We start from the raw sequence: 20,118 nt of genomic DNA on the forward strand, positions 1-20,118 counted from the left end.
CCGTGAAATGTGAGGTCTGACCTTCTTAACACTTGATTCCTGATCCGAGGCTCGCCTCCCTGAAGGAAACCAGCCGCCGTTTGTCCTCGTCCCAGAGCGCCAGGTGTACTGAATCGATACTTTCGCGCAGCGTGACCCGGCTGAATGTCTGAAGTTCGGGGTAGTCCTGCAACACTTCGGGCAGGCGGTAGGAAGGGATACGGCTGGCTAGATGGTGAACATGGTGCACGCCGATGTTGGCGCTGAACCAGCGCAGGATATCCGGCAGTACATAGTAGGAACTGCCCTGCAGCGCGGCGTCATGCACGTCCCAGTGTTCGTCGTGTTCCCAGTAGGTAGTCTCAAACTGGTGCTGAACGTAAAACAGCCATATCCCCATGGTGGCGGCCAGCAGCGTGATCGGGATCTGGACCATCAGGAAAGGTCCCAGTCCGACAAGCCAGATTGCGCCGGTTGCCAGAACCGCAATGGCCACATTGGTGCCCAGAGTGCTGATCCAGGGCATCCAGCCAGCACGCATGAAGCCGAACGGCAGCCGGTAGTCCACCACAAAAGTGTACATGGGTCCGAAACCGAATAGCACCAGAGGGTGGCGATAGAGGCGATAGCGCCATTGCTGCCACCGCGGCAGGGCCTGGAATTCGCGCACGGCGAGGGTGTCGAGCCCGCCAACGCTCGGCCGGTCCAAATTGCCGGAGTTGGCATGATGCAGGTTATGGGCATGACGCCAGAAATCATGAGGAGTCAGGGTAAGCACACCGATGATACGGCCCGCCCAGTTATTGGCGCGCCGCGAATGGAAAAACGACCTGTGGCTGCAGTCATGCTGGATCATGAACAGTCGTACCAAGAATCCCGCGGCAGGGACGGCCAACACCAGGGCTAGGGGCCAGTATCCGGCACTGACCGCCAGCCACATCAGAACCCAGATCAACGCAAAGGGGAGTGCGGTGATCAGGAGCTCCGCAATACTGCGTGCCAGGCGTGGCTTGCAATATGCTCTGAGCGTCTGCCTCAGGGATCTGGGGTCAGTGGTGAACTCGGAGCTCGATGCTGATGGTGTGCTCATGGTGCTTTTGCCTCGAATCCGGGGTCTTGAACACCAAGTCTACATCAGGGCTCGTATTGCAACCGTACGCTACCGAACGTTCTTTCGTTTCAAAGATCGCGACCCGGATAGATGGCGTTTTTCTGTTCGTCCGCAAACGTCTGGCGCGCGGCCAGTGTTCTGGGTTGGTTGTCTGGAGATTTCCAGCCTTGCAGGTTCTCTTCTATCAGCTGCACCAGGGCATCAATGTGCCCGGGTGTGGCGTTCAGGGCGGTTATGTAGCTGAACCCCTCGCCGCCGCCTTCCATAAAGTAACCGCGGTTTTCTTCATCAATTTCTTCAATGGTTTCCAGGCAGTCAGACGAAAATCCCGGGCAGAACACATCAATAGACTTAACGCCTTGCCCCGCAAGCGCTTTAAGCGTCTCGTCAGTATAGGGCTTGAGCCACTCTTCCTTGCCGAAACGGGACTGGAACGTGGTCATGTACTCTTCTTTTGTCAGCCCAAGCCGCTCTGCCAGAAGTCTTGACGTTTTATGGCACTCGCAGTGGTAAGGGTCGCCCTTGGTCAAATATTTCAGCGGTACCCCATGAAAGGACAGCACCAGCTTTTGCTTGCGCCCGTGGTTCGACCAATGGCTTTCAATATGCTGAGCCATGGCCTCAATATAGGGCGGGTAATCTGGATAATGTGAGATGAAACGCAAATCAGGCAGCCATCGGCGCTTTGCGAAGTCCTTGGCGATGGCATCGAAGGTAGATGCCGATGTGGACGCGGAATACTGCGGATAAAGCGGCAGTACCACTAGTTTTCGCACGCCCTGATGCTGCATTTCATCGAGCACTCTTGGGATGGACGGATTGCCGTAACGCATGGCAAAGCCAACAACCACATCAGTGCCATATTTCTTTTTCAAAACTTCCTGAATGCCCTCAGCTTGTTTTGCCGTATGGATCAGCAATGGTGAGCCCTCGGGCTGCCATACACTCGCATAAGCCGCTGCACTGCGCTTGGGGCGAATGCGGAGGATGATGCCATGCAGGATCAGCCACCACAGTGGGCGAGGTAGCTCGACGACCCTCGGATCGGCGAGGAATTCCCCCAGGTAACGGCGTAAAGCTGATGGGGTCGGGGCATCCGGTGTACCAAGGTTGGTTACCAGCACGCCAATCCTTTCCGGCTGGTTGTGCCTGAAGTTCTCTGAACCTTTATATTGCATGGGAGGGGTGATCCTGAGCGTTAATCGTTTGAAACTAAGCGATGATTACTGGTTATCAGACTGCTGTGCCATGCGCGGAGCAAGGCCGCTGATGTCGTATCCGGCACTGCTGGCTTTGCTGAACACATCCTTAGCGGGAATGGTGCGGGCAGCATTCAGCGCCCAAAGCACAGTACAGCGGGTTCCGGAGCGACAGAAAGCTAATACGGGCTTGTCAGAATCCTGGATCATTGCACCAAAACGATCAACGTCAGCGTCAGACACATTTCCAGATTCGACAGGCATATACACCCAGGTCATGCCATTTTCAAGGGCGGCGGCTTGTATATCGGCCATGGCCGGCTGACCAAACTCTTCGTGATCTGGGCGGTTGGCCACCAGCGTTCTGAAGCCAAGCCTCGCGGCCTCTGCCACATCGCCGTAGGTAATCTGGGGCGCGACGGAAAGTGTGTCATCGATCTTTCGGATATCCATGGGTTTTCGTCTCCGGAATCGGTAAAAATACGATGCCATCATGGCACAGCCAATGGCATCTGTCAGAAGGATAAAATGTCAATCAACTCAGCCCTTAGCGGTGGTGCCCCAGCCGTCCCCGGGCCCACCAGAACGAACACTAGATCGCTTACGCTCAATCAGCTCGAATATTCCCATGCCGGCCACCATAGAAGCTACAAACACGACCGATTTGATTTCGCCCGCACCCAAACCTACCAGGCCGGGACCAGGACAAATGCCCGCGATACCCCAGCCAATACCGAAAAGCAGACCACCGATGATCAGGCGCTTATCTACATGAGATTGGCTAGGCATTTTCATGTTCAGGCCGAGAAACGACAGGGTTCTCTTTCGTGCAATGGCAAAAGCAAATACACCAACGAGAACAGCCCCGCCCATTACGAAACCAAGAGAGGGATCCCACAGGCCGGCAATGTCGAGGAAGCCTAGAACTTTTTCAGGGTTTGCCATGCCGGAAACAATAAGCCCCAGACCAAACAACAAACCAGCAAATAATGACGCAATAGAAGATTTCATGAAATTACACTCCTAGAACGTGGCGGATAATGAAAACGGTTACAAAGCCGGCGAACATAAAGCTTAGGGTTGCCGCCAGTGATCTAGGAGATAACCGCGACAGGCCACAAACGCCGTGACCACTGGTGCAACCTGAGCCGTAACGAGTGCCAACTCCCACAAGAAGGCCCGCGATAATGAGTGCAGGGTATCCCGCTTCTATCTCGATAGGTGGCAACTCTGTGACCAGCATCCACAGGCCGGGAGCACCGATAAGACCGGCTAAAAAAGCAACTCGCCAGCTAATGTCACCGGCAGTGGGGGCCAGAAAACCGCCCAGAATGCCGCTGATTCCGGCAATCCTTCCGTTCAGCAGAAGAAAACTCGCGGCAGCGAGGCCGACCAACACACCGCCGGTGAGTGCGGTCCAGGGAGTAAAATTACTCCAGGCAATATCAATCATTCAGAAGCTCCTCTAAAGCTAGTTTTGGTATAAGCATATAATCGGCAGATATAATACCAAAAAAAGCCCGGCGGGAATGCCGGGCAGAGGCGTGCGAGTAGTATCCATTAAAGACTTCCAGACAAACCGGCGTCAGCAGGGACTCCAGTATAAGCAAGTATTGCCTATATTTTGAACACTTCAAGCTTCTAGCGCTTTTCGTTAATATCATTTTGTCATATGCAACGCATCCTTAATACTGAAGCTTGTGGTTATGCGGCTTTCAGGGCGACTGAATTTAGTTGCGAGCTGTAATATAATGGCACCTTAAGCGCACTTTCGCTTCCCAGAGGTTGTTATATGTCAGATGAAAACGACAAGAAGCCCGAGAATGATCCGCAGTTGGCAGGAAAAATAAAGGATTCAGCCCGTCAAATCTGGCTTGCTGGCTTAGGTGCATTTACTAAGGCAGAAGAGGATACCGGCCGTTTTTTTGATCGCCTGGTGCAGGAAGGTGAGCAACTGGAAAACAGAACTCGCGGCGTGGTGGAGAAGCAGATCCGCTCAGTGGAAGATCGCGTTGGGGGTGTACGTGAGCGGGCAACGGGCACTTGGGACAGGCTAGAGCACTTGTTTGATGAGCGAGTATCAGGAGCACTACGTCGGCTGGGCATTCACCGTAAGGAAGATATCGAAGCGCTTGAGAGCAGAATAGAAGCGTTAGAAGCTGAGCTGTCCGGGCTGAGAAACCGCAATGGTAGAGACGAAGAAGAGTAACGTTTTTTACAGATAGTCCTGGCTGATCAGTTTTGCATGCTCCTGCTGCTCGGGCGCGAAATAGGGCAGCATCAGATGCATCATCTGGTACACACCCCGGCCGGGGTCGACAGACTCACGATCATCAAGATGAGAGAGTGTGTCGAAGGCGCTCCAGTAACAGGCTGTTAGAGTTAGTTGCTCACACAACGAGTTCAACTCACTCTGTTCAATACTCATCATGTTCTGGCGTCGCAGGCTTTCACAAATACTTCGGAAAGCCGCTGTTTTCTTCAGCAGGACCCGCTTGAAGCGCACTTGTAAACGTTCATAGCGGGACAACACGTTAACCAGATCCTGGTATAGAAACCGGTAACGAGCCACAGCTTCGAATAACAGGTGCAGGAAAAAACTCTGTTGATCCAGGCTAATATCCACATCTTCCGGAACCGCAAGCAAGTCCAGCATTTCCGCTTCAAATGCCGTAAACAACTCTTCTACGATGCTGCCCTTGCTCTTGAAGTGGTAATACAGATTACCAGGGCTCATATCCAGCTCATCCGAGATGAGCAGGGTGGTTACGTTGGGTTCGCCCTGGCTGTTGAAAAGAGACAGGCTAGTGATGAGTATGCGATCCCGGGTTTTTATTTTTGTCATGTGGCGCCCAGTCAATCCTTAGAGTTCAAAACTGGCCCAAACTGGGCAGTGATCAGATGGCCGCTCCATCGCGCGAAAGCCTAAGGACACTCCGGCTTCACGTGCTTTGGGCAGTAGGCTGTCGTTGGCCATAATCAGATCAATGCGCAGGCCACGCTTAGGGTCTTTATCAAAGCCTTTGCTGCGGTAATCAAACCAGCTGAATGTTTGTGCGTCTTCCGGGTGAAGGTGCCGAAAAACATCAGTATAGCCGCGGCTTTCAATCTGGCCGAGCCATTCCCGCTCTTCTGGAAGGAACGCGCATTTCCCGGTACGCAGCCAACGTTTGGCGTTGTCTGGGCCTATACCAACGTCTTTGTCGGTAGGCGCAATGTTCATGTCGCCCATGACTAGCACGTGGCTACCTTGGCCTTTTAGGTCGTCCAAGTAGGTCATAAGGTCCGCGTAGAAATTCTTTTTGGCCGGGAATTTTACCGGATGATCCCGGCCTTCACCTTGCGGGAAATAACCGTTAATAACCGTAAGCTTTTTACCATTTACGGTGAATTGCCCGGTAATCAGGCGGCGCTGGGCATCTTCTGTATCTCCAGAGTAGCCTTTAAAGATGTGTTCTGGCTCCTCGCGGGAAAGCAGGGCGACCCCATAATGAGTTTTCTGGCCGTGAAAATGGACGTGGTAACCCAGCTCACGAATGGCCTCAACCGGAAACTCTTCGTCTCTTACCTTGGTTTCCTGAATGCCGATGACATCGGGATTGTGGCTTTCAATCAGGGCTTCTAGCTGGTGTAGGCGGACACGGATACTGTTGGCGTTAAAAGACACAAACATCATGGCTGAAAGCTCTCCTGAAAACTCTCCGGCGTTGGTTCCGGCAGGAGTTTAACACATTGAAACCACTGTATTGCCCTCCCGAAGAGGACAGGTTCAACGGGTCAGTTCACATTCCGGATAGGTACTTGCGGCATAGCGGATGGTTGCGGTGTAGTTCTGATCAGTGTTCTCGCGCACGTTGGTAAGGCCTGAATAGGCTGTGAGTGCGCCTTTATTGTTGTAGCCGAGGATAATGGGATCCACCAGGAACTTGAGCAACATACTGTCCGGGCGGATTTGCACCACGTGATCAGCCCTCACAGCCTGGCTTTGAGTGGGTTCGAGAATGAAAGCGTAATCCGTTCCCCGGGTTGGCGCCAGAAAACGAAATTTTACGGATTCGCCGCTGACGACCTTCTCCCAGTTCCTACGCACTAAGTTATCAAAACCCGCATCCACCACCAGATTTTCGGAAACAGCTACGCTGGAGCGCTTTGTATCGCCGCCAGGCTGCTGCCATACAACATTCACAGACCCCGAATCCGCGTAAGAGATCTCCAAAGATTCCTGAAAATCCGGTTGCTGGAAAATGACTGTGGGGCGAATGTTGGACGGGCTGTAATCGAGGCTCTTTTCAGCGAACGTCTCATTTCCGCCTTCAGCTTGGCGACTATAGATCACACGATGCTCCAGTGGCCGGAACGCGCCGTTATCACAGGAGCCCTCTATTGTGTGTTGCTCCTCATAAAGCGCTTTCCCATCTTGGCTTTCAGCAGTTCCGGTAAACTTAAAAACGTCGGCAGACACAGGTGTAGCCAGAGCAATCGCTGCCGTTAATAAACACACTGAGCTTCGATTCACGATGCTAATTCCGGGTAAAGTGATTTACGAGCAAACAGCAGCAGCGGAAATACCAACAGCCAACCGAACGCGAGCGCGATAAGTGACAGAGTGAGATTGGGAAGTTCCACGACACCGATTTTGCTAGCAGACCAATAGGCGAACGAACCAGCAAATGGCGCGAACACAAAGGCCAGCCAGATTTTGCGACTGATCCAGTTCAGGGAGTGGCTTAGTGTAGTCATAAAGATAGCCCAGATCGCAATCAGCCAGAGCGGAGTAATAAGTACTGCTCCACTGCTGCTATCCAGTATTCCGAGCCGGAACCAGAGCCCGTCGAGCAAAGACCCAATAACCGTTCCTAGCGCAATAAACTGAAGTTCTGCAAAGCGATTCTGGCTCACAAACACAAAGTGAATAAGCAGGAAAGCCAGAACTAACACCGGCCCAAGTAGGTCAGGGTAAACCGCGCAAGCAAACCAACCGATCTGAAACAGAATGAAATTCAGCACATTACGGGCGGTTTCTGAAGTGATCATACGCTCAGTATGTTCTGCCGCTTATTGCCGGGCTTGGCGAAAACAAGCTGTGATACGCCGATAGCGCGTTCTCTGAAACCGGCTTCACAATAGGCAAAGTAAAAGTGCCAGAGTTTGCGGAACGCCTGGTCATACCCCATGGACTCGAGCTGTTCGCGGTTGGCCATAAAGCGATCGCACCAATCGCGAAGCGTGCGGGCATAATGAAAGCCCGTATCTTCTGAATGGGTGAGAACCAGATTCGACTCGTTGCGCACCGATTCCAGGATTGCACCGAACGAAGGAATGAAGCTTCCAGGGAAAATAAAGCGCTGGATAAAGTCCACGTTTTTCAGGGCCCTCTGGTAACGCTGTTCCGGCATGTTAATGGCCTGAACAAGGGCAAGTCCATCTGGTTTCAGCAGTGCGTTGATCTGGCTGAAGTAGCTATCCAGAAATTGTGGGCCCACAGCTTCAATCATTTCGATGGATACCAGCTTGTCGAACTGGCCAGCAAGGTCCCGATAATCATCAAACAGCAGGGTAATGCTGTCTTCCAGGCCTTCGGCGCGAACACGTTCCTGTGCAAGCTCCAACTGTTCTTTAGAGATTGTGGTGGTGGTTACGTGGCAGCCGTAGTGTTTGGCCGCGTGTATGGCAAAGCCGCCCCAGCCGGTTCCTATCTCGATTACCAGGTCGCCTGGTTGTAAATCCAGCTTCTGGCAAATGGTATCCAGCTTGTGAACGGCGGCTTCTTCAAGTGTTGATTCCGCGCTTGGGTAAATGGCGGACGAATACATCATAGTAGGGTCGAGAAACGTCTCGAAAAGATCGTTGCCCAGATCATAGTGCGCACTGATGTTCTTTCGTGAGCCGTCTTTTGTGTTCCGATTAAGCCAGTGAAGCCCTTTGAGTGCAGGCTTGGTTATCCAGCTGAATTTATCCTCAAACTCATTCATGCGGTCGATATTGCGGGTAAAAAACCGGAGCAGAGCAACTAGGTCGGGGGATGACCAGTCTCCAGCTACATAGGCTTCGGCAGCGCCAACGCTACCTCCCGTCAGCAAGTCCCGCCAAGTACTCTGATCATGAACAATTAGCTCAGCAGGTTGATGGCCGGTGTTGCCATCACCAAATACCAGATCGTCCATGCCGGGTTCCCGGATGGTCAACGTGCCTTCACCCAACTGCCGGAGCTGCTGGATGACAAGGCTTCTGGCAACCCGACTGGCCAGGGACGCGGTTTCCTGGGAGTTGGCAATACGGTTGGCCGATGTGTTCATGTTCTCCATGAGCTTACTTTTCCTCGAGTCTTGTTTGAGTCATCCACGCGGGTTACGTCTACGCCCTGGTCGCCGCTTCCCAGTTTGTGGGCAGGATCACTTTCAGCGAGCTTATCCGGGTGGGTGTAGAACGGAGCGCCTTTGAGTTTCAGCTTGATGGCGTGCCAGTAAATACCGGCAGCAACCTTGAGCGCTTCAACGGGGAATTGGCGCAAGCTTCTATGGAGGGTTTTACGTGTAAGCGGAGCTCTTTGGACTACAAGCGTGGCATCGAAATGTTTTTTGCCTTCTTCCAACACGTTCATGTGAATTCTTAGTTCCGGCCCGCGGAAACTGAATGTCCATTCGTAGTGCTGCGCCATGGCATTGAACGGCGAAACATGAAAACGCTTGGTGAATCGGAACGACTCGGTGCGCCAGCCTGCAGAGTTAGGCTCGCTTCCCGTGGTTTCCAGGCAGTAAACGTGGCGTTCGTGCCAAGGTGTGTTGGTGATCTGCGCAACTATGACGGCTGGAACGTCGCCATTAGCACCGCTTTCACTTGCACGGTAGCAAAAGTAAAAGCTAACCGGATTGAACACGTATCCGGCGTAGCGGGGATGGGTAATTAGCTCTACTGCGCCGTCTGGGCGCCAGCCGGTTGCCGCTTCGACCTGTTCGCGCACCGCTTCTGACAGATCACCGGCTTCGGGCCGGAAATAGTCTTTGCGCTTTAGGGACATCCAGTTAAAGCGTTCCAGAGAAAAGAACGGGCTAACGTTGGCTACCTGATGCCACTCGTCCGTATCTAACGCCAGCATGCCCGTGTGGTATGCAAACTCATGCCGAACGGGGTACAGGCGCCGGTGCCGGATTGAGCCTTGTAGCCATTGGCTGTCCATTGTTAGAGCTCCACTCCAAAATCACTGGTTACCCGCAGCGCACTGCGCACGCCATCTTCATGGAAGCCGTTGAACCAGTAGGCGCCGCAATAATGCGTACGGTTTTTATTGCCGATTTCCCTGTAGCGTTCCTGAGCCTGAACCGCGTCGAGCGTAAACACCGGGTGGGCGTAACTGAAACGTTTGATCACCTTATTTGGCGCAATGTCGTGACTGCGGTTCAGGGTGACGCAGAAAGTTTCCGGTGCATCGTGGAAATTCTGCAGCGTGTTCATATTGTAGGTAACAGAAACTGGTTCAGTGCTGTGCTTGGGGATAAAGTAGTTCCACGCGGCCCAGGCTCTGCGGTTTTCTGGCAACACACTGCTGTCTGTGTGCAGTACCACATCGTTTTTCTGATACGGGATAGCGCCTAGGATTTCACGCTCCCGATCGCTGGGGTCGGTTAGCATGGCTAGGGCTTGGTCGCTGTGGCAGCCAAAAATAACCTGATCGAACTCGTGAATCTGGCCATCGGTTTTGACCGTAACGCCACGCTCACTCCGGCTTACAGCTTGCACCGGGGTATTCAAGTGCATGCTGCCCCCCAAGCGTTCCATCATGGCCTTTACGTACTGTGCCGAACCACCGGAAATAACGCGCCAAGTTGGGCGATCGTCCACCGACAGCATGCCGTGATTATTGAAGAACTGCAGAAAAAACCGTATCGGGAACTGCTCAAGCACGATTTCCGGCGCCGACCATATGGCTGCACCCATGGGCACAATATAGTTGTTCCGGAAATACCGGGAATAGCCGTTACGGTTCAGGTACTCACCCAGTGTTTCGGTGCTTTGAACCCTGCCGGCCGCCATGTCTGCACGGGTTTCTTTATTGAACCTCAGAATCTCCCGCACCATATTCAAAAAGGGCAGGTTCAGTAGGTTCTTACGCTGTGCGAACAAGGAGTTCAGGCTGGTTCCGTTGTATTGCAGGCCGGTCGTGCTGGAATCCACACTGAAACTCATCTCACTGACTTCTGAAGGCACGCCCAGGCGCTCCATCAAGCGCATGAAATTTGGGTAAGTCCAGTCGTTGAATACGATAAAGCCGGTGTTCACCGGCCAGGTGCGCCCACCTGCCTCTACATACTCGGTGTTGGTATGGCCACCGGCGTAATCGCCGGCTTCAAAGATTTCGACATCGTGCTTTTCAGCGAGAAGCCATGCTGCTGTTAGGCCAGACACACCGGCGCCAATGACAGCAATACGCTGACGTTCGTTACTCATTCCTTTGTTTCCTGTTCGCTGGAGCCTTTGCGGGCCATGGAGGCGGCCATTCGATCAATCAATGACTGGGGCAGGGCACTCAGACATTTCAGAATCCATGTAAAGCGTTTTGGGAAAGCGATTTCGTTATGGCCCTTGGCAAGGCCGCTAATGATGCGCTCGGCAGCATTTTCAGCTGTTACCAGAAAGGGCATTGGGAAATCGTTGCGCTCGGTCAGTGGCGTTTTTACAAAGCCAGGAGAAACCAGCACCACATCAATGCCTTCGGCCGCAAGATCTGCCCGCAAACTATGTGCAAAATAAGCCAGTGCAGCTTTTGAGGCGCCGTAGCCTTCTGCACGGGCGAAGGGGAACCACCAGGCAGACGAGCCCACAATAACCAAAGTGGCGGGCAACCCTTTAGCGCGGGTTCGGCGCAACGCCGGCAGCGCGATCTCAACGCAACGGGCTGTACCAATTACGTTAGTTTGTATGTTCTTCTCAATCACATCACTGCTGTAATTCGCGATATCGAGATATTCGCAAGTACCGGCGTTGAGGATAGCCATGTTCAGATCGCCGTGGAATTCCAGAGCGGGCGCAATCGACTGCAGATCGTCCTTGCTGGTTGTATCCGCTGCGGCAGGTGTAATGCGCTCTGGTGCAAGGGCTTTTATTTGCTCAAGAGGCTCTGGCCGACGCCCGGTAACAACCAACGTGTGCCCGCCCCTAACTAGGGCGCGAGTTACGCATTCTCCAATGCCGGAACTGGCGCCGGTAACCCAGATATTAGATACAGTATCGAGGCGTTCACTCATCCCGCGTAACCCTTAACCCAACGTATAAAACTACCAATCACCGGCAGGTTTTCGTACAAGAGCTGACCGGCATCAAAGTAGTCTCGGTGGTAACAGATTTTTCCGTTTTTGATTTCAACGTGGCTGATGCCGGCTACCTGAATCTCGCGCCCACCCAGAATACGTTTATGTCGGAGGTGCATCACCCAAGGAATCGTGGAAAAACTGTTCTGAACCACTGCATCGTCGAAGACGAAATGGCAGGAAATAACGTTGGTGTATGCCCCCGCAAAATAGCGTGTTAACGCATCGAGACCGTCCACTGCGCCCAGCGGATCCTGAAATTGGATGTCCTCGCTGTACACGTCGGGCAATTTGTTCAGGTTGCCTTTATCCAGCTCGTTAAAGAGCCACCTAAATCTTTCCAGTGTGCCGGGCACCGCCGAATGCGGGTGGCCCACTTCAATTGTTGGGACGGTTGTCATTTCTGCGCCCTCCTTATTAGGTCAAGTTGACGGGTTTCTTCCTGAATACGCTGAGGTATCGGGTTGAGATCCCAGATGATGCCCAGCTTTGACAACAGCCAGAGCCCGTACCATGTCACATCAATTTCGTACCACCGAAAGCCCTGACGAACGGACTGGGGCCAGCGATGGTGGTTGTTGTGCCAGCCTTCGCCGAAGGTCAGCAAAGCGAGCCAGAAGTTATTGCGGCTGTCGTCGGGAGTCTCAAACCTGCGCTTGCCCCACACATGGGAAAGCGAGTTTATGGAAACTGTTGCATGGAATAGCGCCACGGTAGAGACGAAGAAGCCCCAAATCAGCATCTGTAAACCGTTAGTGCCAAGCCCCGGCGCCCAAGCTGCAAGCGCTTCACCCAAGCCATATATCAGAATGGCTGCAGCAGCAGGTATCAGTGAGTCAAAACGATTGATAAGCTTTAGCTCGGGAAACTTCAGCCAGTCGCGTATACGCTTTTCATCGGTCGCAAAGCCGGCATCGCAGGTAAACCAGCCCATGTGTGACCACCAGAAGCCTTCTTGATGAGGGGAATGCAGATCTTGTTCCCGATCAGAGTGCTGGTGGTGGTGCCGGTGGTGTGCAGCCCACCAAAGCGGGCCGCGTTGAGCGGCGCTGGCACCCAGCACTCCAAATATGAACTGAGCAGGGCGGCTGGTTTTAAACGTCTTGTGTGCAAAGTACCGGTGGTAGAATCCGGTAATGGCAAACATTCGCACCCAAAAAAAGAAGGCGGCGAATCCGACTGCAACCGCACTTACGCCGGTGTAGAAGGCCAGTAGGCATGCCAGGTGCAGCGCCAGAAACGGAATGACGCGCACAACATTGAAGGCTCGGGAAGTTACATCTATGTGATCCGAACCGGCGTCGGAATCGAACCATCTCAGAATATTGATAAACACGTTTTGCACTCGGGTCATACCCTGATTGCCCTTTCACTTGATGGTTTGTACGCTCTGACCACAGCACTTGGATGCACCATAGACCATGTTTAATGAGACGTTCCGTACAACTGATATACGCCGCATTGCGATTGTTGGTTCAGGCCTTTCTGGCCTGACTTCAGCTATTAAGCTGAAACAGCAGGGGCACGAAGTAACGGTGTTTGAAAAAAGCCGGGGCCCAGGTGGCAGGCTTGCAGCAAAACGAGTGGGCGAAGGCTCTGCTGATATAGGCGCTCAGTACTTCACCTCCCGTAATCCGGATTTCCTGCCGTTCCTTACGGAGTTCGCAGGCGATAGCAGCTTTGCTATCTGGGACGGCCAGTTCGGATTTCACAGCAGCGATGGCCAGTGGCAGGCATTTCCCGACGAGCTTCGCTACGTCGGCACCCCCAGAATGACCGCCATTTCTCGCGCGCTCTCCGCCCACGCAACCGTGGTTTCGGAAACCCGCATTGAAAGCTTAGCTCAATTTGACGGGGGCTGGGTGCTGTCTGATACCCATGGCAAGCAGGTGGGTGAATTCGATCAGGTTATTATTACCGCTCCGCCTGCCCAGGCGCGAGACCTGCTTGCCCAGAGTAATCTGCCTGAACTGGCTGCACAGCTTGATGATGCCGTAAGCCGGGTGCTGCCATGCTGGGCCGTAGCCGCGCATTTTGAAGAAAACCCCTGGCCCCGGCACGAAGGCATGCGCTGTGAACATCCGGTGCTTTATTGGGCAGCCAACAACTCCAGCAAACCGGGCCGCAAAAACGTAGCTCAGGAAGGCAAGGGCGCTTGGTGGGTTCTGCATGCGAATCCGCAATGGACTGAGAGGAATGTAGAAACTCCGCCAGAACAGGTCGCTAAAGAGATGGTTGCTGCGTTTCGGGAACTGACGGGAACCCAAGTGGCCGTTACGGACACAGTACCGCACCGCTGGCTGTACGCCCGCTCTGAAGGCGGTGCCAACCCCGGCCACCTGTGGTTTCCAAAGCAGGGTATTGGTATTGCGGGTGATTGGCTCAGCGGTGGCAGGGTTGAAGGCGCCTTCGACAGCGCCTGCAGCTTAGTGTCTGCGTGCACGGAAAACCCGGTTAGCAGGTAATGCTTGGCCCGGTATCTTTTGTGCTGTCTGGGCGGGTGTAGAAGTGGGTAATGGTTCCGTCGCTAAATTTGCTGAAAAAGGCACTCACATCGGTGATCTGTTTCAGCGAGCGGGTACGGTGTACCGGGTCCCGAATCAGCACCTTGATGCCGTTAAAATTGTCTTGAATGTTGGAGAAGCGGGCGCGCATGGAGCAGGTGACCACGTGGGCCGGGTTCAGATCCATGGCCTCGGCCAGCCAGGCGCTATGGCTGGCAATTTCGCTGGGTGAGAGATCTTCACGGGTATCGAGATGGTTCAGTTTTACGCGATTAACGATGCAAAAAGAAAAGCTCTCCGGCCGCCGACGTGCCACCTTTCGGAAGGCTTCCCAGAAGAAACTATCGGTAAGCTCGGCGAAGTACTGCATGTTGCTCAGGCAGGTATCGATCCACTCAAAGCTTTCTGGGTCTTCCAGAACTTCGTTGATGGCCTCACGCAAAAGCCAGTCAAATCCCAAAGCAGTCTTATGTGCATACACCTTGCGATACATTTGATAGCGGCTGTAAACAAAGTCCTCCAACGCCCCTAGACCTTTTTGGGTAATCGCCAGCCCCAACCAAGGCTCTGACTCATCCCAGCCAAAACGCAGGTTGCTTAGCAGGTGGTCTAGGTTAAATCCGCCAATGGTAACGGATGAGTGGAACCCGTCCCGCAGCATGTAATCGGCGCGGTCGGCATCGATTTCACCCGATACAATGGAGGCGAGCAGATCCAGCACCAGGCGCGGAATGTTTTTGCTGATCAGTGATTCGGCTTCTGCATCCTCGCCGGCAATGAAGCCCCAAAACGTTCGGGCATGACGGCAGAAGGTTTCGCTGGGGGCTACATCTGTGGTTTCCATGATGCCGATGACATCCCGGGCGACAATCCCCGCGCTTTCCAGATCCACCGCACAAAGTACATCATGGGCAACCCGCACTGAATAGTGTTCATGCTCCAATTCTTCCGGCTCTTCACTATGGTAAGCGGAATAATCAACGCCTTTCCACAACTCTGCAAACCGACCGGGCCGGGACATCAGTTCACGAATACGTTGTGCCTGGGTGAACTGGTGAGAGAAGCTGGAGTGACCGCCGTCATGAAGCAAACAGCCGAGGCGGATGGTTTTAGCCAAGTAATCTATGGCATCCAATTGGCTCAAGCTCAGATCGGTCTGTTCACTCAGCTGACGTTTGCGCAGATAGGCATCAATCATCGAGCGGAACATGCGGGTGCCCACATGCATCACACCAATACTGTGTAGAAAGCGGGAGTGAGTCGCACCTGGGAAAACCAAGCTTAGGATGTCATTCTGGCAGATGTTGCGCAGCCGCTGGAACAGAGGGTGGTCAATCACCTGAATCTCATGTCGATATAGCGGGATCGCACCGTGAACCGGATCCATGATCAGCTTGTCATAAGCACCTAACAGGTCATTTACCGCTCTTCTCATTCGCAGGAATCTCCGGATTTCGCCAAACTGGCCTTGTTATATCACAGGGGCATGCCAAAATAGGTTTTGACACGCCATTTTTCGTTTATCGCTGGTAGTTTAGGGCAGTAGCCATGACCTCGCGCACCGAGCGCCTACTAATTCGTATTCTGATCATTGATGCCGACGAGAAGGCTCGCGCCGATCTTGCGCGCTACCTAGAAACGAAAGGGTTTTACGTCTCAGGCTGTCGCGATCTCGCTGAGGCAAGCGCGATTATTGACGATAACATGCCCGACGTAATCTTTGCAGACCTCTCGCCCACCGAAATCGAGAGCTTGGCAGATCGTCTGGAAGAGTCAGAATCGCTCACGCCTATCGTTGCTTGCTCATCCACCGAATCCAGCAAACACGTCGTCGACGCGCTTCGTGCAGGGGCTGCCGATTTTCTGCTCAAACCTTGCGGCCAAAATAAAAGCGCTTTGGGTGATGTTATTCGCAAGCTGCTCGAAAGGGTGCGCGTGCGTCGTCTGAATCAGCTTTACAGGCAAGAGCTTGAAGAAGCCAACCGCGACCTGAGAGACGGAATTGCAGAGCTGCGTGCGGACCAGAGAGCAGGGCGCAAGGTGCAGTTGCGCATGCTGCCGGAAAAAGAACAGATCACTGGCGGCCTGTATATTGATCATTTGATCAAACCGTCTTTGTATTTGAGTGGCGATTTTCTCGACTATTTTCGACTCACGGAAGACAAAACACTGGTCTACATTGCCGATGTATCCGGCCATGGAGCCAGCTCTGCGTTTGTGACCGTACTCCTCAAAAATCTCAGCAATCGCTTACAGCGTAACTTCCGCCGTGGGTCCAGCGACGATATCCTTTATCCCGATCGGTTTCTTGAGCGAATTAACTCAGAACTGCTCGATACCGGTCTGGGTAAACACGTAACCGTTTTTGTTGGCATCATTTCCCTTAGTGAGCGTACATTAGAGTATGCGGTAGGCGCCCACTTTCCGATGCCAGTATTGTCGTTTGAAGATGGCGAAACCGCTTTTTTGGAGGGCAGCGGCCTTCCCGTAGGACTTTTTGAGTCACCACAGTGGGAAGTGTACAAGGTTCCTCTGGACAAACCCTTCCACTTGATTCTGTTTTCAGATGGCATTCTCGAAGTCATCCGTCAAAAGAGTCTTGATGAAAAGGAGCAGAGACTACTTGAACTCGTATCTGGAGGTCGTCACACTGTCGCATCTCTTAGCGAGGCTCTCAATCTCGACGAGATCACAGAGTTACCGGACGATATTGGTATTGTGACGGTTACTGATATAGTTCCAGTGTTAGACAACTCGTCGTTGAAATAGTGGCAGTGTGAGACATGGCTGGTTATAAAATCTTGCAGGCTGAAAAACAGGGCATTTACGTCCTGAAGTTTATTGGAGAAATCCGGCTCAACCTTTGTTGTACGCTGGACAATCTAGTTGACTCCATCACCCTGGATCCGCAATTTAAGACCGTGGTGATTGATCTCACCGAAACTGAAATCATCGATAGCACCACCCTCGGCCTGCTCGCCAAGATCGCCATGGCGGCCCAAAAGCAAAGCCACTTTTTACCTACGCTGATTTCTAACAACCCGGATATCACCCGTGTCATTACCTCTATGGGTTTCGACAAGATCTTCATTATTGTCCGTGAGCCTGCCTCACGAATTGAAGAATTGGAAGAAATACCCGTGTTGAGGGCTAGCGAGCAAGACGTTCGTGAAAAGGTATTAGATGCTCATAAAGTTCTTATGGGGCTAAACCAGCAAAACCGGGAAGAGTTCAAGAATCTGGTGCGTGCCCTGGAATGTGAAGAGCCCGGCTGAGCCGCAGCGCCTAGCATCACGAGTCTGCAGATTTAGACCTGATTCAAAACAGACGGAATAATTATGCCCGAAAAAAATGAGCCCCTAGCGAACGAGGCCAAAGAGCCGGTACGCGATGTAGCGGTTCTCGGAGGAGGCAGCTTCGGTTCTGCCATGGCAAAAGTACTCGGAGAGAATGGCCATCGGGTTCATTTCTGGATGCGTGACGAAGGCCAAGCCGACGAAATTCGCACAACCGGGATAAACAGCCGTTATATGCCCGGTATAGAGATCAAAGGGGACATCCAACCCACCACCGATCTTGCAGACGCCGTAAATAGAGCTGAAATTGTATTTGTAGCTATCCCGAGTAAGGCTTTTCGCTCAGTTATACGCGAAAACAGCAGCAAATTCCGCGAAGGACAGATTGTTGTCAGCCTCACCAAGGGTATTGAAGCTCATGGCTTTAAGCTGATGAGCGAAGTTCTCCAAGAAGAAATACCCCGCTGCCGTATTGGCGTGCTGAGCGGGCCAAACCTGGCTAGTGAAATTGTAAATCGGGATCTTACGGCAACCGTTATTGCCGCCCAGGATCTCGACGTGCGGCGCACGGTTCAGGACTTGCTCGGCTGCGAGTATTTTCGTGTGTACGCCAACGTGGATATTTACGGTGTTGAGCTGGCGGGCGCGCTCAAGAACATCTATGCCATTGTGGCCGGCCTTGCATCGGCATTGGATATGGGCGAAAACGCCAAGGCCATGCTGATTACGCGCGGGCTGGCGGAAATGAGCCGCTTTGCTGTCAGTCTCGGTGCCAATCCCATGACATTTATGGGGCTGGCGGGCGTCGGAGATTTGATCGTTACTTGCACCTCATCAAAAAGCCGTAATTATAGAATTGGATATGCGGTTGGGCAGGGCAAGAAACTCGACGATGCAGTCGCAGAACTGGGTCAGGTAGCGGAGGGGATCTACACCCTCGAATTGGTGAAAGAAAAGTCCGAGGCTATCGGCATTTACATGCCACTGGTGCGCGGTCTTTATGAAATTCTCTACAGAGATGCATCCATCAGTGCAGTGATAAACAGTTTGATGATGTCTGTACAGAACTCGGACGTTGAATTCATCCTGCCGCGGACCATCGCCGAATAACGAACTAACTCCAGGGAGGTGAGCTGTGCACTTGCTTATCATGCGTCACGGCGAAGCCGGCTGGCACACGCTGGATCAGGAACGAACGCTCACCGAAGCTGGCCGTCACCAAGTGGCGGAATGCGCAGCGCAAATTGCCGCGTCGCCTTGGCGGCCAGAGCAAATCTGGACCAGCCCCTATGTGCGGGCAAGGCAGACAGCGGCCATTGTGTCGGAAATCCTCAACTGCCCCGTAGAAGAAAAAGCCTTCATCACGCCTGAAGATGACCCTGGGTTATGCCTGAACGCCCTCCTTGAAAACCAGCATTCGCCGTTGATGCTGGTTTCTCATATGCCTTTGGTCGGCTGCCTGTCCACCCTGCTAGTTGATGGGCACAGGCGCGGCATTCCGTTCATGACTGCTCAGGCCGTTGTTCTCGATTTGCCAGTGGTCGGTCCCGGCTGTGCCGACTTGAAAACCCAGTTTTGCCCAGTTTAGGGAGGAGAGTTATGAGCCAGAACCCGGAAAATCTCGTCGAGCAAGTGAAGAAAACCACGAAGAACCTCAGCCGGCCTCCGCTTGAAAAATGGCACCCGGAGCTTTCGGGCGATATGGATCTTCGCATAAGCCGTGACGGGCAATGGATCCACAAAGGCGAGGCCCTGGGCAGGGAAGCGATAGTAAAGCTGTTCTCTACCATTCTTCGGCGCGAAGAAGACGGCCAGTACTACCTCTTAACACCGGTAGAGAAGTGGCGGATTCAGGTAGAAGACACGCCACTGCTTGCTCACTCTCTTAAGGTAGAGGGCACCGGCGAGCAGCAGATCATAAAGCTGACAACCAACGTGGGTGAAACGCTTGAGGTGTGCAATGAGCATCCGCTCGAGGTAGGTAGCTACGAAGACTCTGGGCAACCCCGGCCAATTATACGGGTACGTCACGGAGTTGACGCCCGGCTTACAACAGCAGCTTATTATGATCTAGCAGAGCATGTTGTTGAACAGACTATCGATGGAAACACTGTACTGGGCGTATTTAGTCACGGAAATTTCTATAAAATTGGGCAGGGCGGTTGAAAAGCCGTGGGGCGCCCCCAGAAATGACGGTGGAAAACGCACTATATTACTTTTAATCAAACATACAGTCATTGCGACACTCAAGGAGATCACATGGCCCAACCTCGCGTTGTCACCATCAATTACACGCTCACCAACAACCAGGGAGAAGAGCTGGACTCCTCTCGTGGAGAAGGTCGCGAGCCGCTGGCTTATCTCGAAGGTGCACAAGCTATCATCGGTGGACTTGAAAGTGCACTGAACGAAAAAAACGTAGGCGACCAGGTAAAGGTTTCTGTAGAGCCGGCTGAAGGCTACGGCGAAATTAACGAAGAACTGGTTCAGCCTGTTCCGCGTACCGCCTTTGAAGGTGTAGAGAGCATCGAGCCAGGCATGCAGTTCCAAGCACAAACTCCGGACGGCCCCCAGGTAGTTCGTGTGATGGAAGTCAACGAAGAAACCGTCACAATTGATGCGAACCACCCGTTGGCTGGCGAAACGTTGCACTTCGATGTGGAAGTCCTTGAAGCGCGCGACGCCACTGATGAAGAACAGGAACACGGCCACGCTCACTAAGAG

General features: G+C 53.1%; 24 protein-coding genes. 8 read left to right on the forward strand and 16 right to left on the reverse strand.

Annotation, left to right across the window (positions count from 1 at the left end):
* Nucleotides 1–25: 25 nt before the first annotated feature.
* From CPH80_RS04090 to CPH80_RS04110, 5 genes are all read right to left on the reverse strand, one after another.
* On the reverse strand, nt 26–1,069 hold the full coding sequence (locus tag CPH80_RS04090) for a fatty acid desaturase (RefSeq protein WP_096275738.1): 1,044 nt from the start codon (nt 1,067–1,069) through the stop codon (nt 26–28).
* 89 nt (nt 1,070–1,158) lie between these two features.
* The gene (hemH, locus tag CPH80_RS04095; RefSeq protein WP_096275739.1) at nt 1,159–2,268 is read right to left on the reverse strand and encodes a ferrochelatase; all 1,110 of its coding nucleotides are present in this window, start codon (nt 2,266–2,268) and stop codon (nt 1,159–1,161) included.
* Between the two features lie 45 nt (nt 2,269–2,313).
* On the reverse strand, nt 2,314–2,742 hold the full coding sequence (locus tag CPH80_RS04100; protein ID WP_096275740.1) for a TIGR01244 family sulfur transferase: 429 nt from the start codon (nt 2,740–2,742) through the stop codon (nt 2,314–2,316).
* 87 nt (nt 2,743–2,829) lie between these two features.
* On the reverse strand, nt 2,830–3,300 hold the full coding sequence (locus tag CPH80_RS04105) for a YeeE/YedE family protein (protein WP_096275741.1): 471 nt from the start codon (nt 3,298–3,300) through the stop codon (nt 2,830–2,832).
* 4 nt (nt 3,301–3,304) lie between these two features.
* Nucleotides 3,305–3,742: a YeeE/YedE family protein gene (locus CPH80_RS04110; RefSeq protein ID WP_096275742.1), complete on the reverse strand. Its 438-nt coding sequence runs from the start codon at nt 3,740–3,742 to the stop codon at nt 3,305–3,307.
* A gap of 339 nt (nt 3,743–4,081) precedes the next feature.
* Between CPH80_RS04110 and CPH80_RS04115 the strand changes: the two genes are divergently transcribed.
* Complete coding sequence (locus CPH80_RS04115; protein WP_096275743.1) at nt 4,082–4,498, forward strand: phasin family protein; 417 nt, start codon at nt 4,082–4,084, stop codon at nt 4,496–4,498.
* A gap of 6 nt (nt 4,499–4,504) precedes the next feature.
* Here the strand turns inward: CPH80_RS04115 and CPH80_RS04120 are convergent, their stop codons facing one another.
* From CPH80_RS04120 to CPH80_RS04165, 10 genes are all read right to left on the reverse strand, one after another.
* Nucleotides 4,505–5,134 (reverse strand): TetR/AcrR family transcriptional regulator, encoded by a 630-nt coding sequence (locus tag CPH80_RS04120; RefSeq protein ID WP_096275744.1) that lies wholly within the window; start codon nt 5,132–5,134, stop codon nt 4,505–4,507.
* Nucleotides 5,135–5,152: 18 nt separating this feature from the next.
* Nucleotides 5,153–5,965 (reverse strand): exodeoxyribonuclease III, encoded by an 813-nt coding sequence (gene xthA, locus CPH80_RS04125; protein ID WP_096275745.1) that lies wholly within the window; start codon nt 5,963–5,965, stop codon nt 5,153–5,155.
* A gap of 93 nt (nt 5,966–6,058) precedes the next feature.
* Nucleotides 6,059–6,805 carry a hypothetical protein gene (locus CPH80_RS04130; protein WP_172898582.1) on the reverse strand — a complete coding sequence of 249 codons (747 nt, stop codon included), beginning with the start codon at nt 6,803–6,805 and terminating at the stop codon, nt 6,059–6,061.
* Entirely contained in the window at nt 6,802–7,323 is a 522-nt protein-coding gene (locus tag CPH80_RS04135; RefSeq protein WP_096275747.1) for a DUF2878 domain-containing protein, read from the reverse strand. Before CPH80_RS04135 ends, CPH80_RS04130 begins: the two co-directional genes overlap by 4 nt.
* Nucleotides 7,320–8,594, reverse strand: coding sequence for an SAM-dependent methyltransferase (locus CPH80_RS04140; protein ID WP_096275748.1), 1,275 nt, complete (start codon nt 8,592–8,594; stop codon nt 7,320–7,322). The genes CPH80_RS04135 and CPH80_RS04140 overlap by 4 nt, the downstream gene beginning before the upstream one ends.
* Complete coding sequence (locus CPH80_RS04145; RefSeq protein WP_096275749.1) at nt 8,582–9,466, reverse strand: DUF1365 domain-containing protein; 885 nt, start codon at nt 9,464–9,466, stop codon at nt 8,582–8,584. The genes CPH80_RS04140 and CPH80_RS04145 overlap by 13 nt, the downstream gene beginning before the upstream one ends.
* A 2-nt stretch (nt 9,467–9,468) precedes the next feature.
* Nucleotides 9,469–10,734 carry an NAD(P)/FAD-dependent oxidoreductase gene (locus tag CPH80_RS04150; protein ID WP_096275750.1) on the reverse strand — a complete coding sequence of 422 codons (1,266 nt, stop codon included), beginning with the start codon at nt 10,732–10,734 and terminating at the stop codon, nt 9,469–9,471.
* Complete coding sequence (locus CPH80_RS04155; protein ID WP_096275751.1) at nt 10,731–11,531, reverse strand: SDR family NAD(P)-dependent oxidoreductase; 801 nt, start codon at nt 11,529–11,531, stop codon at nt 10,731–10,733. Before CPH80_RS04155 ends, CPH80_RS04150 begins: the two co-directional genes overlap by 4 nt.
* Nucleotides 11,528–11,995, reverse strand: a complete 468-nt coding sequence (locus CPH80_RS04160; RefSeq protein ID WP_096275752.1) for a nuclear transport factor 2 family protein — start codon at nt 11,993–11,995, stop codon at nt 11,528–11,530. Before CPH80_RS04160 ends, CPH80_RS04155 begins: the two co-directional genes overlap by 4 nt.
* Entirely contained in the window at nt 11,992–12,948 is a 957-nt protein-coding gene (locus CPH80_RS04165; RefSeq protein ID WP_096275753.1) for an acyl-CoA desaturase, read from the reverse strand. Before CPH80_RS04165 ends, CPH80_RS04160 begins: the two co-directional genes overlap by 4 nt.
* A 67-nt stretch (nt 12,949–13,015) precedes the next feature.
* Here CPH80_RS04165 and CPH80_RS04170 point away from each other — a divergent pair, with 67 nt between their 5' ends.
* A complete protein-coding gene (locus CPH80_RS04170; protein WP_096275754.1) occupies nt 13,016–14,059 on the forward strand; it encodes an NAD(P)/FAD-dependent oxidoreductase in 1,044 nt (347 codons plus the stop codon).
* Here CPH80_RS04170 and CPH80_RS04175 read toward each other — a convergent pair.
* Entirely contained in the window at nt 14,049–15,533 is a 1,485-nt protein-coding gene (locus CPH80_RS04175) for an HD domain-containing protein (RefSeq protein ID WP_096275755.1), read from the reverse strand. The genes CPH80_RS04170 and CPH80_RS04175 overlap by 11 nt on opposite strands.
* Nucleotides 15,534–15,646: 113 nt before the next feature.
* On the opposite strand from CPH80_RS04175, the gene CPH80_RS04180 reads away from it, so the two are divergent.
* The 6 genes from CPH80_RS04180 (at nt 15,647) to CPH80_RS04205 (ending at nt 20,115) form a co-directional block, all read left to right on the forward strand.
* The gene (locus CPH80_RS04180; RefSeq protein WP_096275756.1) at nt 15,647–16,867 is read left to right on the forward strand and encodes a PP2C family protein-serine/threonine phosphatase; all 1,221 of its coding nucleotides are present in this window, start codon (nt 15,647–15,649) and stop codon (nt 16,865–16,867) included.
* A gap of 14 nt (nt 16,868–16,881) precedes the next feature.
* Complete coding sequence (locus CPH80_RS04185; RefSeq protein WP_096275757.1) at nt 16,882–17,373, forward strand: STAS domain-containing protein; 492 nt, start codon at nt 16,882–16,884, stop codon at nt 17,371–17,373.
* A 63-nt stretch (nt 17,374–17,436) separates the two neighbouring features.
* Entirely contained in the window at nt 17,437–18,504 is a 1,068-nt protein-coding gene (locus CPH80_RS04190; RefSeq protein WP_096275758.1) for an NAD(P)H-dependent glycerol-3-phosphate dehydrogenase, read from the forward strand.
* Nucleotides 18,505–18,529: 25 nt separating this feature from the next.
* Entirely contained in the window at nt 18,530–18,982 is a 453-nt protein-coding gene (gene sixA, locus CPH80_RS04195; protein WP_096275759.1) for a phosphohistidine phosphatase SixA, read from the forward strand.
* Between the two features lie 11 nt (nt 18,983–18,993).
* Complete coding sequence (locus CPH80_RS04200; RefSeq protein WP_096275760.1) at nt 18,994–19,560, forward strand: DUF1285 domain-containing protein; 567 nt, start codon at nt 18,994–18,996, stop codon at nt 19,558–19,560.
* 93 nt (nt 19,561–19,653) lie between these two features.
* Nucleotides 19,654–20,115 (forward strand): FKBP-type peptidyl-prolyl cis-trans isomerase, encoded by a 462-nt coding sequence (locus CPH80_RS04205; protein WP_096275761.1) that lies wholly within the window; start codon nt 19,654–19,656, stop codon nt 20,113–20,115.
* Nucleotides 20,116–20,118: the final 3 nt, after the last annotated feature.

The sequence above is a fragment of the Marinobacter sp. LV10R510-11A genome (assembly GCF_900215155.1).
In the GTDB taxonomy this organism is placed as follows: domain Bacteria; phylum Pseudomonadota; class Gammaproteobacteria; order Pseudomonadales; family Oleiphilaceae; genus Marinobacter.

Bases quoted from the DNA above. Each gene is read 5' to 3' on its own strand.
- CPH80_RS04185 (WP_096275757.1), top strand. From the start codon at position 16,882: ATGGCTGGTTATAAAATCTTGCAGGCTGAAAAACAGGGCATTTACGTC.
- CPH80_RS04135 (WP_096275747.1), bottom strand. From the start codon at position 7,323: ATGATCACTTCAGAAACCGCCCGTAATGTGCTGAATTTCATTCTGTTT.
- CPH80_RS04205 (WP_096275761.1), top strand. From the start codon at position 19,654: ATGGCCCAACCTCGCGTTGTCACCATCAATTACACGCTCACCAACAAC.
- CPH80_RS04180 (WP_096275756.1), top strand. From the start codon at position 15,647: ATGACCTCGCGCACCGAGCGCCTACTAATTCGTATTCTGATCATTGAT.
- CPH80_RS04160 (WP_096275752.1), bottom strand. From the start codon at position 11,995: ATGACAACCGTCCCAACAATTGAAGTGGGCCACCCGCATTCGGCGGTG.
- CPH80_RS04175 (WP_096275755.1), bottom strand. From the start codon at position 15,533: ATGAGAAGAGCGGTAAATGACCTGTTAGGTGCTTATGACAAGCTGATC.
- CPH80_RS04190 (WP_096275758.1), top strand. From the start codon at position 17,437: ATGCCCGAAAAAAATGAGCCCCTAGCGAACGAGGCCAAAGAGCCGGTA.
- CPH80_RS04110 (WP_096275742.1), bottom strand. From the start codon at position 3,742: ATGATTGATATTGCCTGGAGTAATTTTACTCCCTGGACCGCACTCACC.
- CPH80_RS04150 (WP_096275750.1), bottom strand. From the start codon at position 10,734: ATGAGTAACGAACGTCAGCGTATTGCTGTCATTGGCGCCGGTGTGTCT.
- CPH80_RS04155 (WP_096275751.1), bottom strand. From the start codon at position 11,531: ATGAGTGAACGCCTCGATACTGTATCTAATATCTGGGTTACCGGCGCC.
- CPH80_RS04145 (WP_096275749.1), bottom strand. From the start codon at position 9,466: ATGGACAGCCAATGGCTACAAGGCTCAATCCGGCACCGGCGCCTGTAC.
- CPH80_RS04115 (WP_096275743.1), top strand. From the start codon at position 4,082: ATGTCAGATGAAAACGACAAGAAGCCCGAGAATGATCCGCAGTTGGCA.
- CPH80_RS04170 (WP_096275754.1), top strand. From the start codon at position 13,016: ATGTTTAATGAGACGTTCCGTACAACTGATATACGCCGCATTGCGATT.
- CPH80_RS04200 (WP_096275760.1), top strand. From the start codon at position 18,994: ATGAGCCAGAACCCGGAAAATCTCGTCGAGCAAGTGAAGAAAACCACG.
- hemH (WP_096275739.1), bottom strand. From the start codon at position 2,268: ATGCAATATAAAGGTTCAGAGAACTTCAGGCACAACCAGCCGGAAAGG.
- CPH80_RS04105 (WP_096275741.1), bottom strand. From the start codon at position 3,300: ATGAAATCTTCTATTGCGTCATTATTTGCTGGTTTGTTGTTTGGTCTG.
- xthA (WP_096275745.1), bottom strand. From the start codon at position 5,965: ATGATGTTTGTGTCTTTTAACGCCAACAGTATCCGTGTCCGCCTACAC.
- CPH80_RS04120 (WP_096275744.1), bottom strand. From the start codon at position 5,134: ATGACAAAAATAAAAACCCGGGATCGCATACTCATCACTAGCCTGTCT.
- CPH80_RS04100 (WP_096275740.1), bottom strand. From the start codon at position 2,742: ATGGATATCCGAAAGATCGATGACACACTTTCCGTCGCGCCCCAGATT.
- CPH80_RS04165 (WP_096275753.1), bottom strand. From the start codon at position 12,948: ATGACCCGAGTGCAAAACGTGTTTATCAATATTCTGAGATGGTTCGAT.
- CPH80_RS04090 (WP_096275738.1), bottom strand. From the start codon at position 1,069: ATGAGCACACCATCAGCATCGAGCTCCGAGTTCACCACTGACCCCAGA.
- CPH80_RS04140 (WP_096275748.1), bottom strand. From the start codon at position 8,594: ATGGAGAACATGAACACATCGGCCAACCGTATTGCCAACTCCCAGGAA.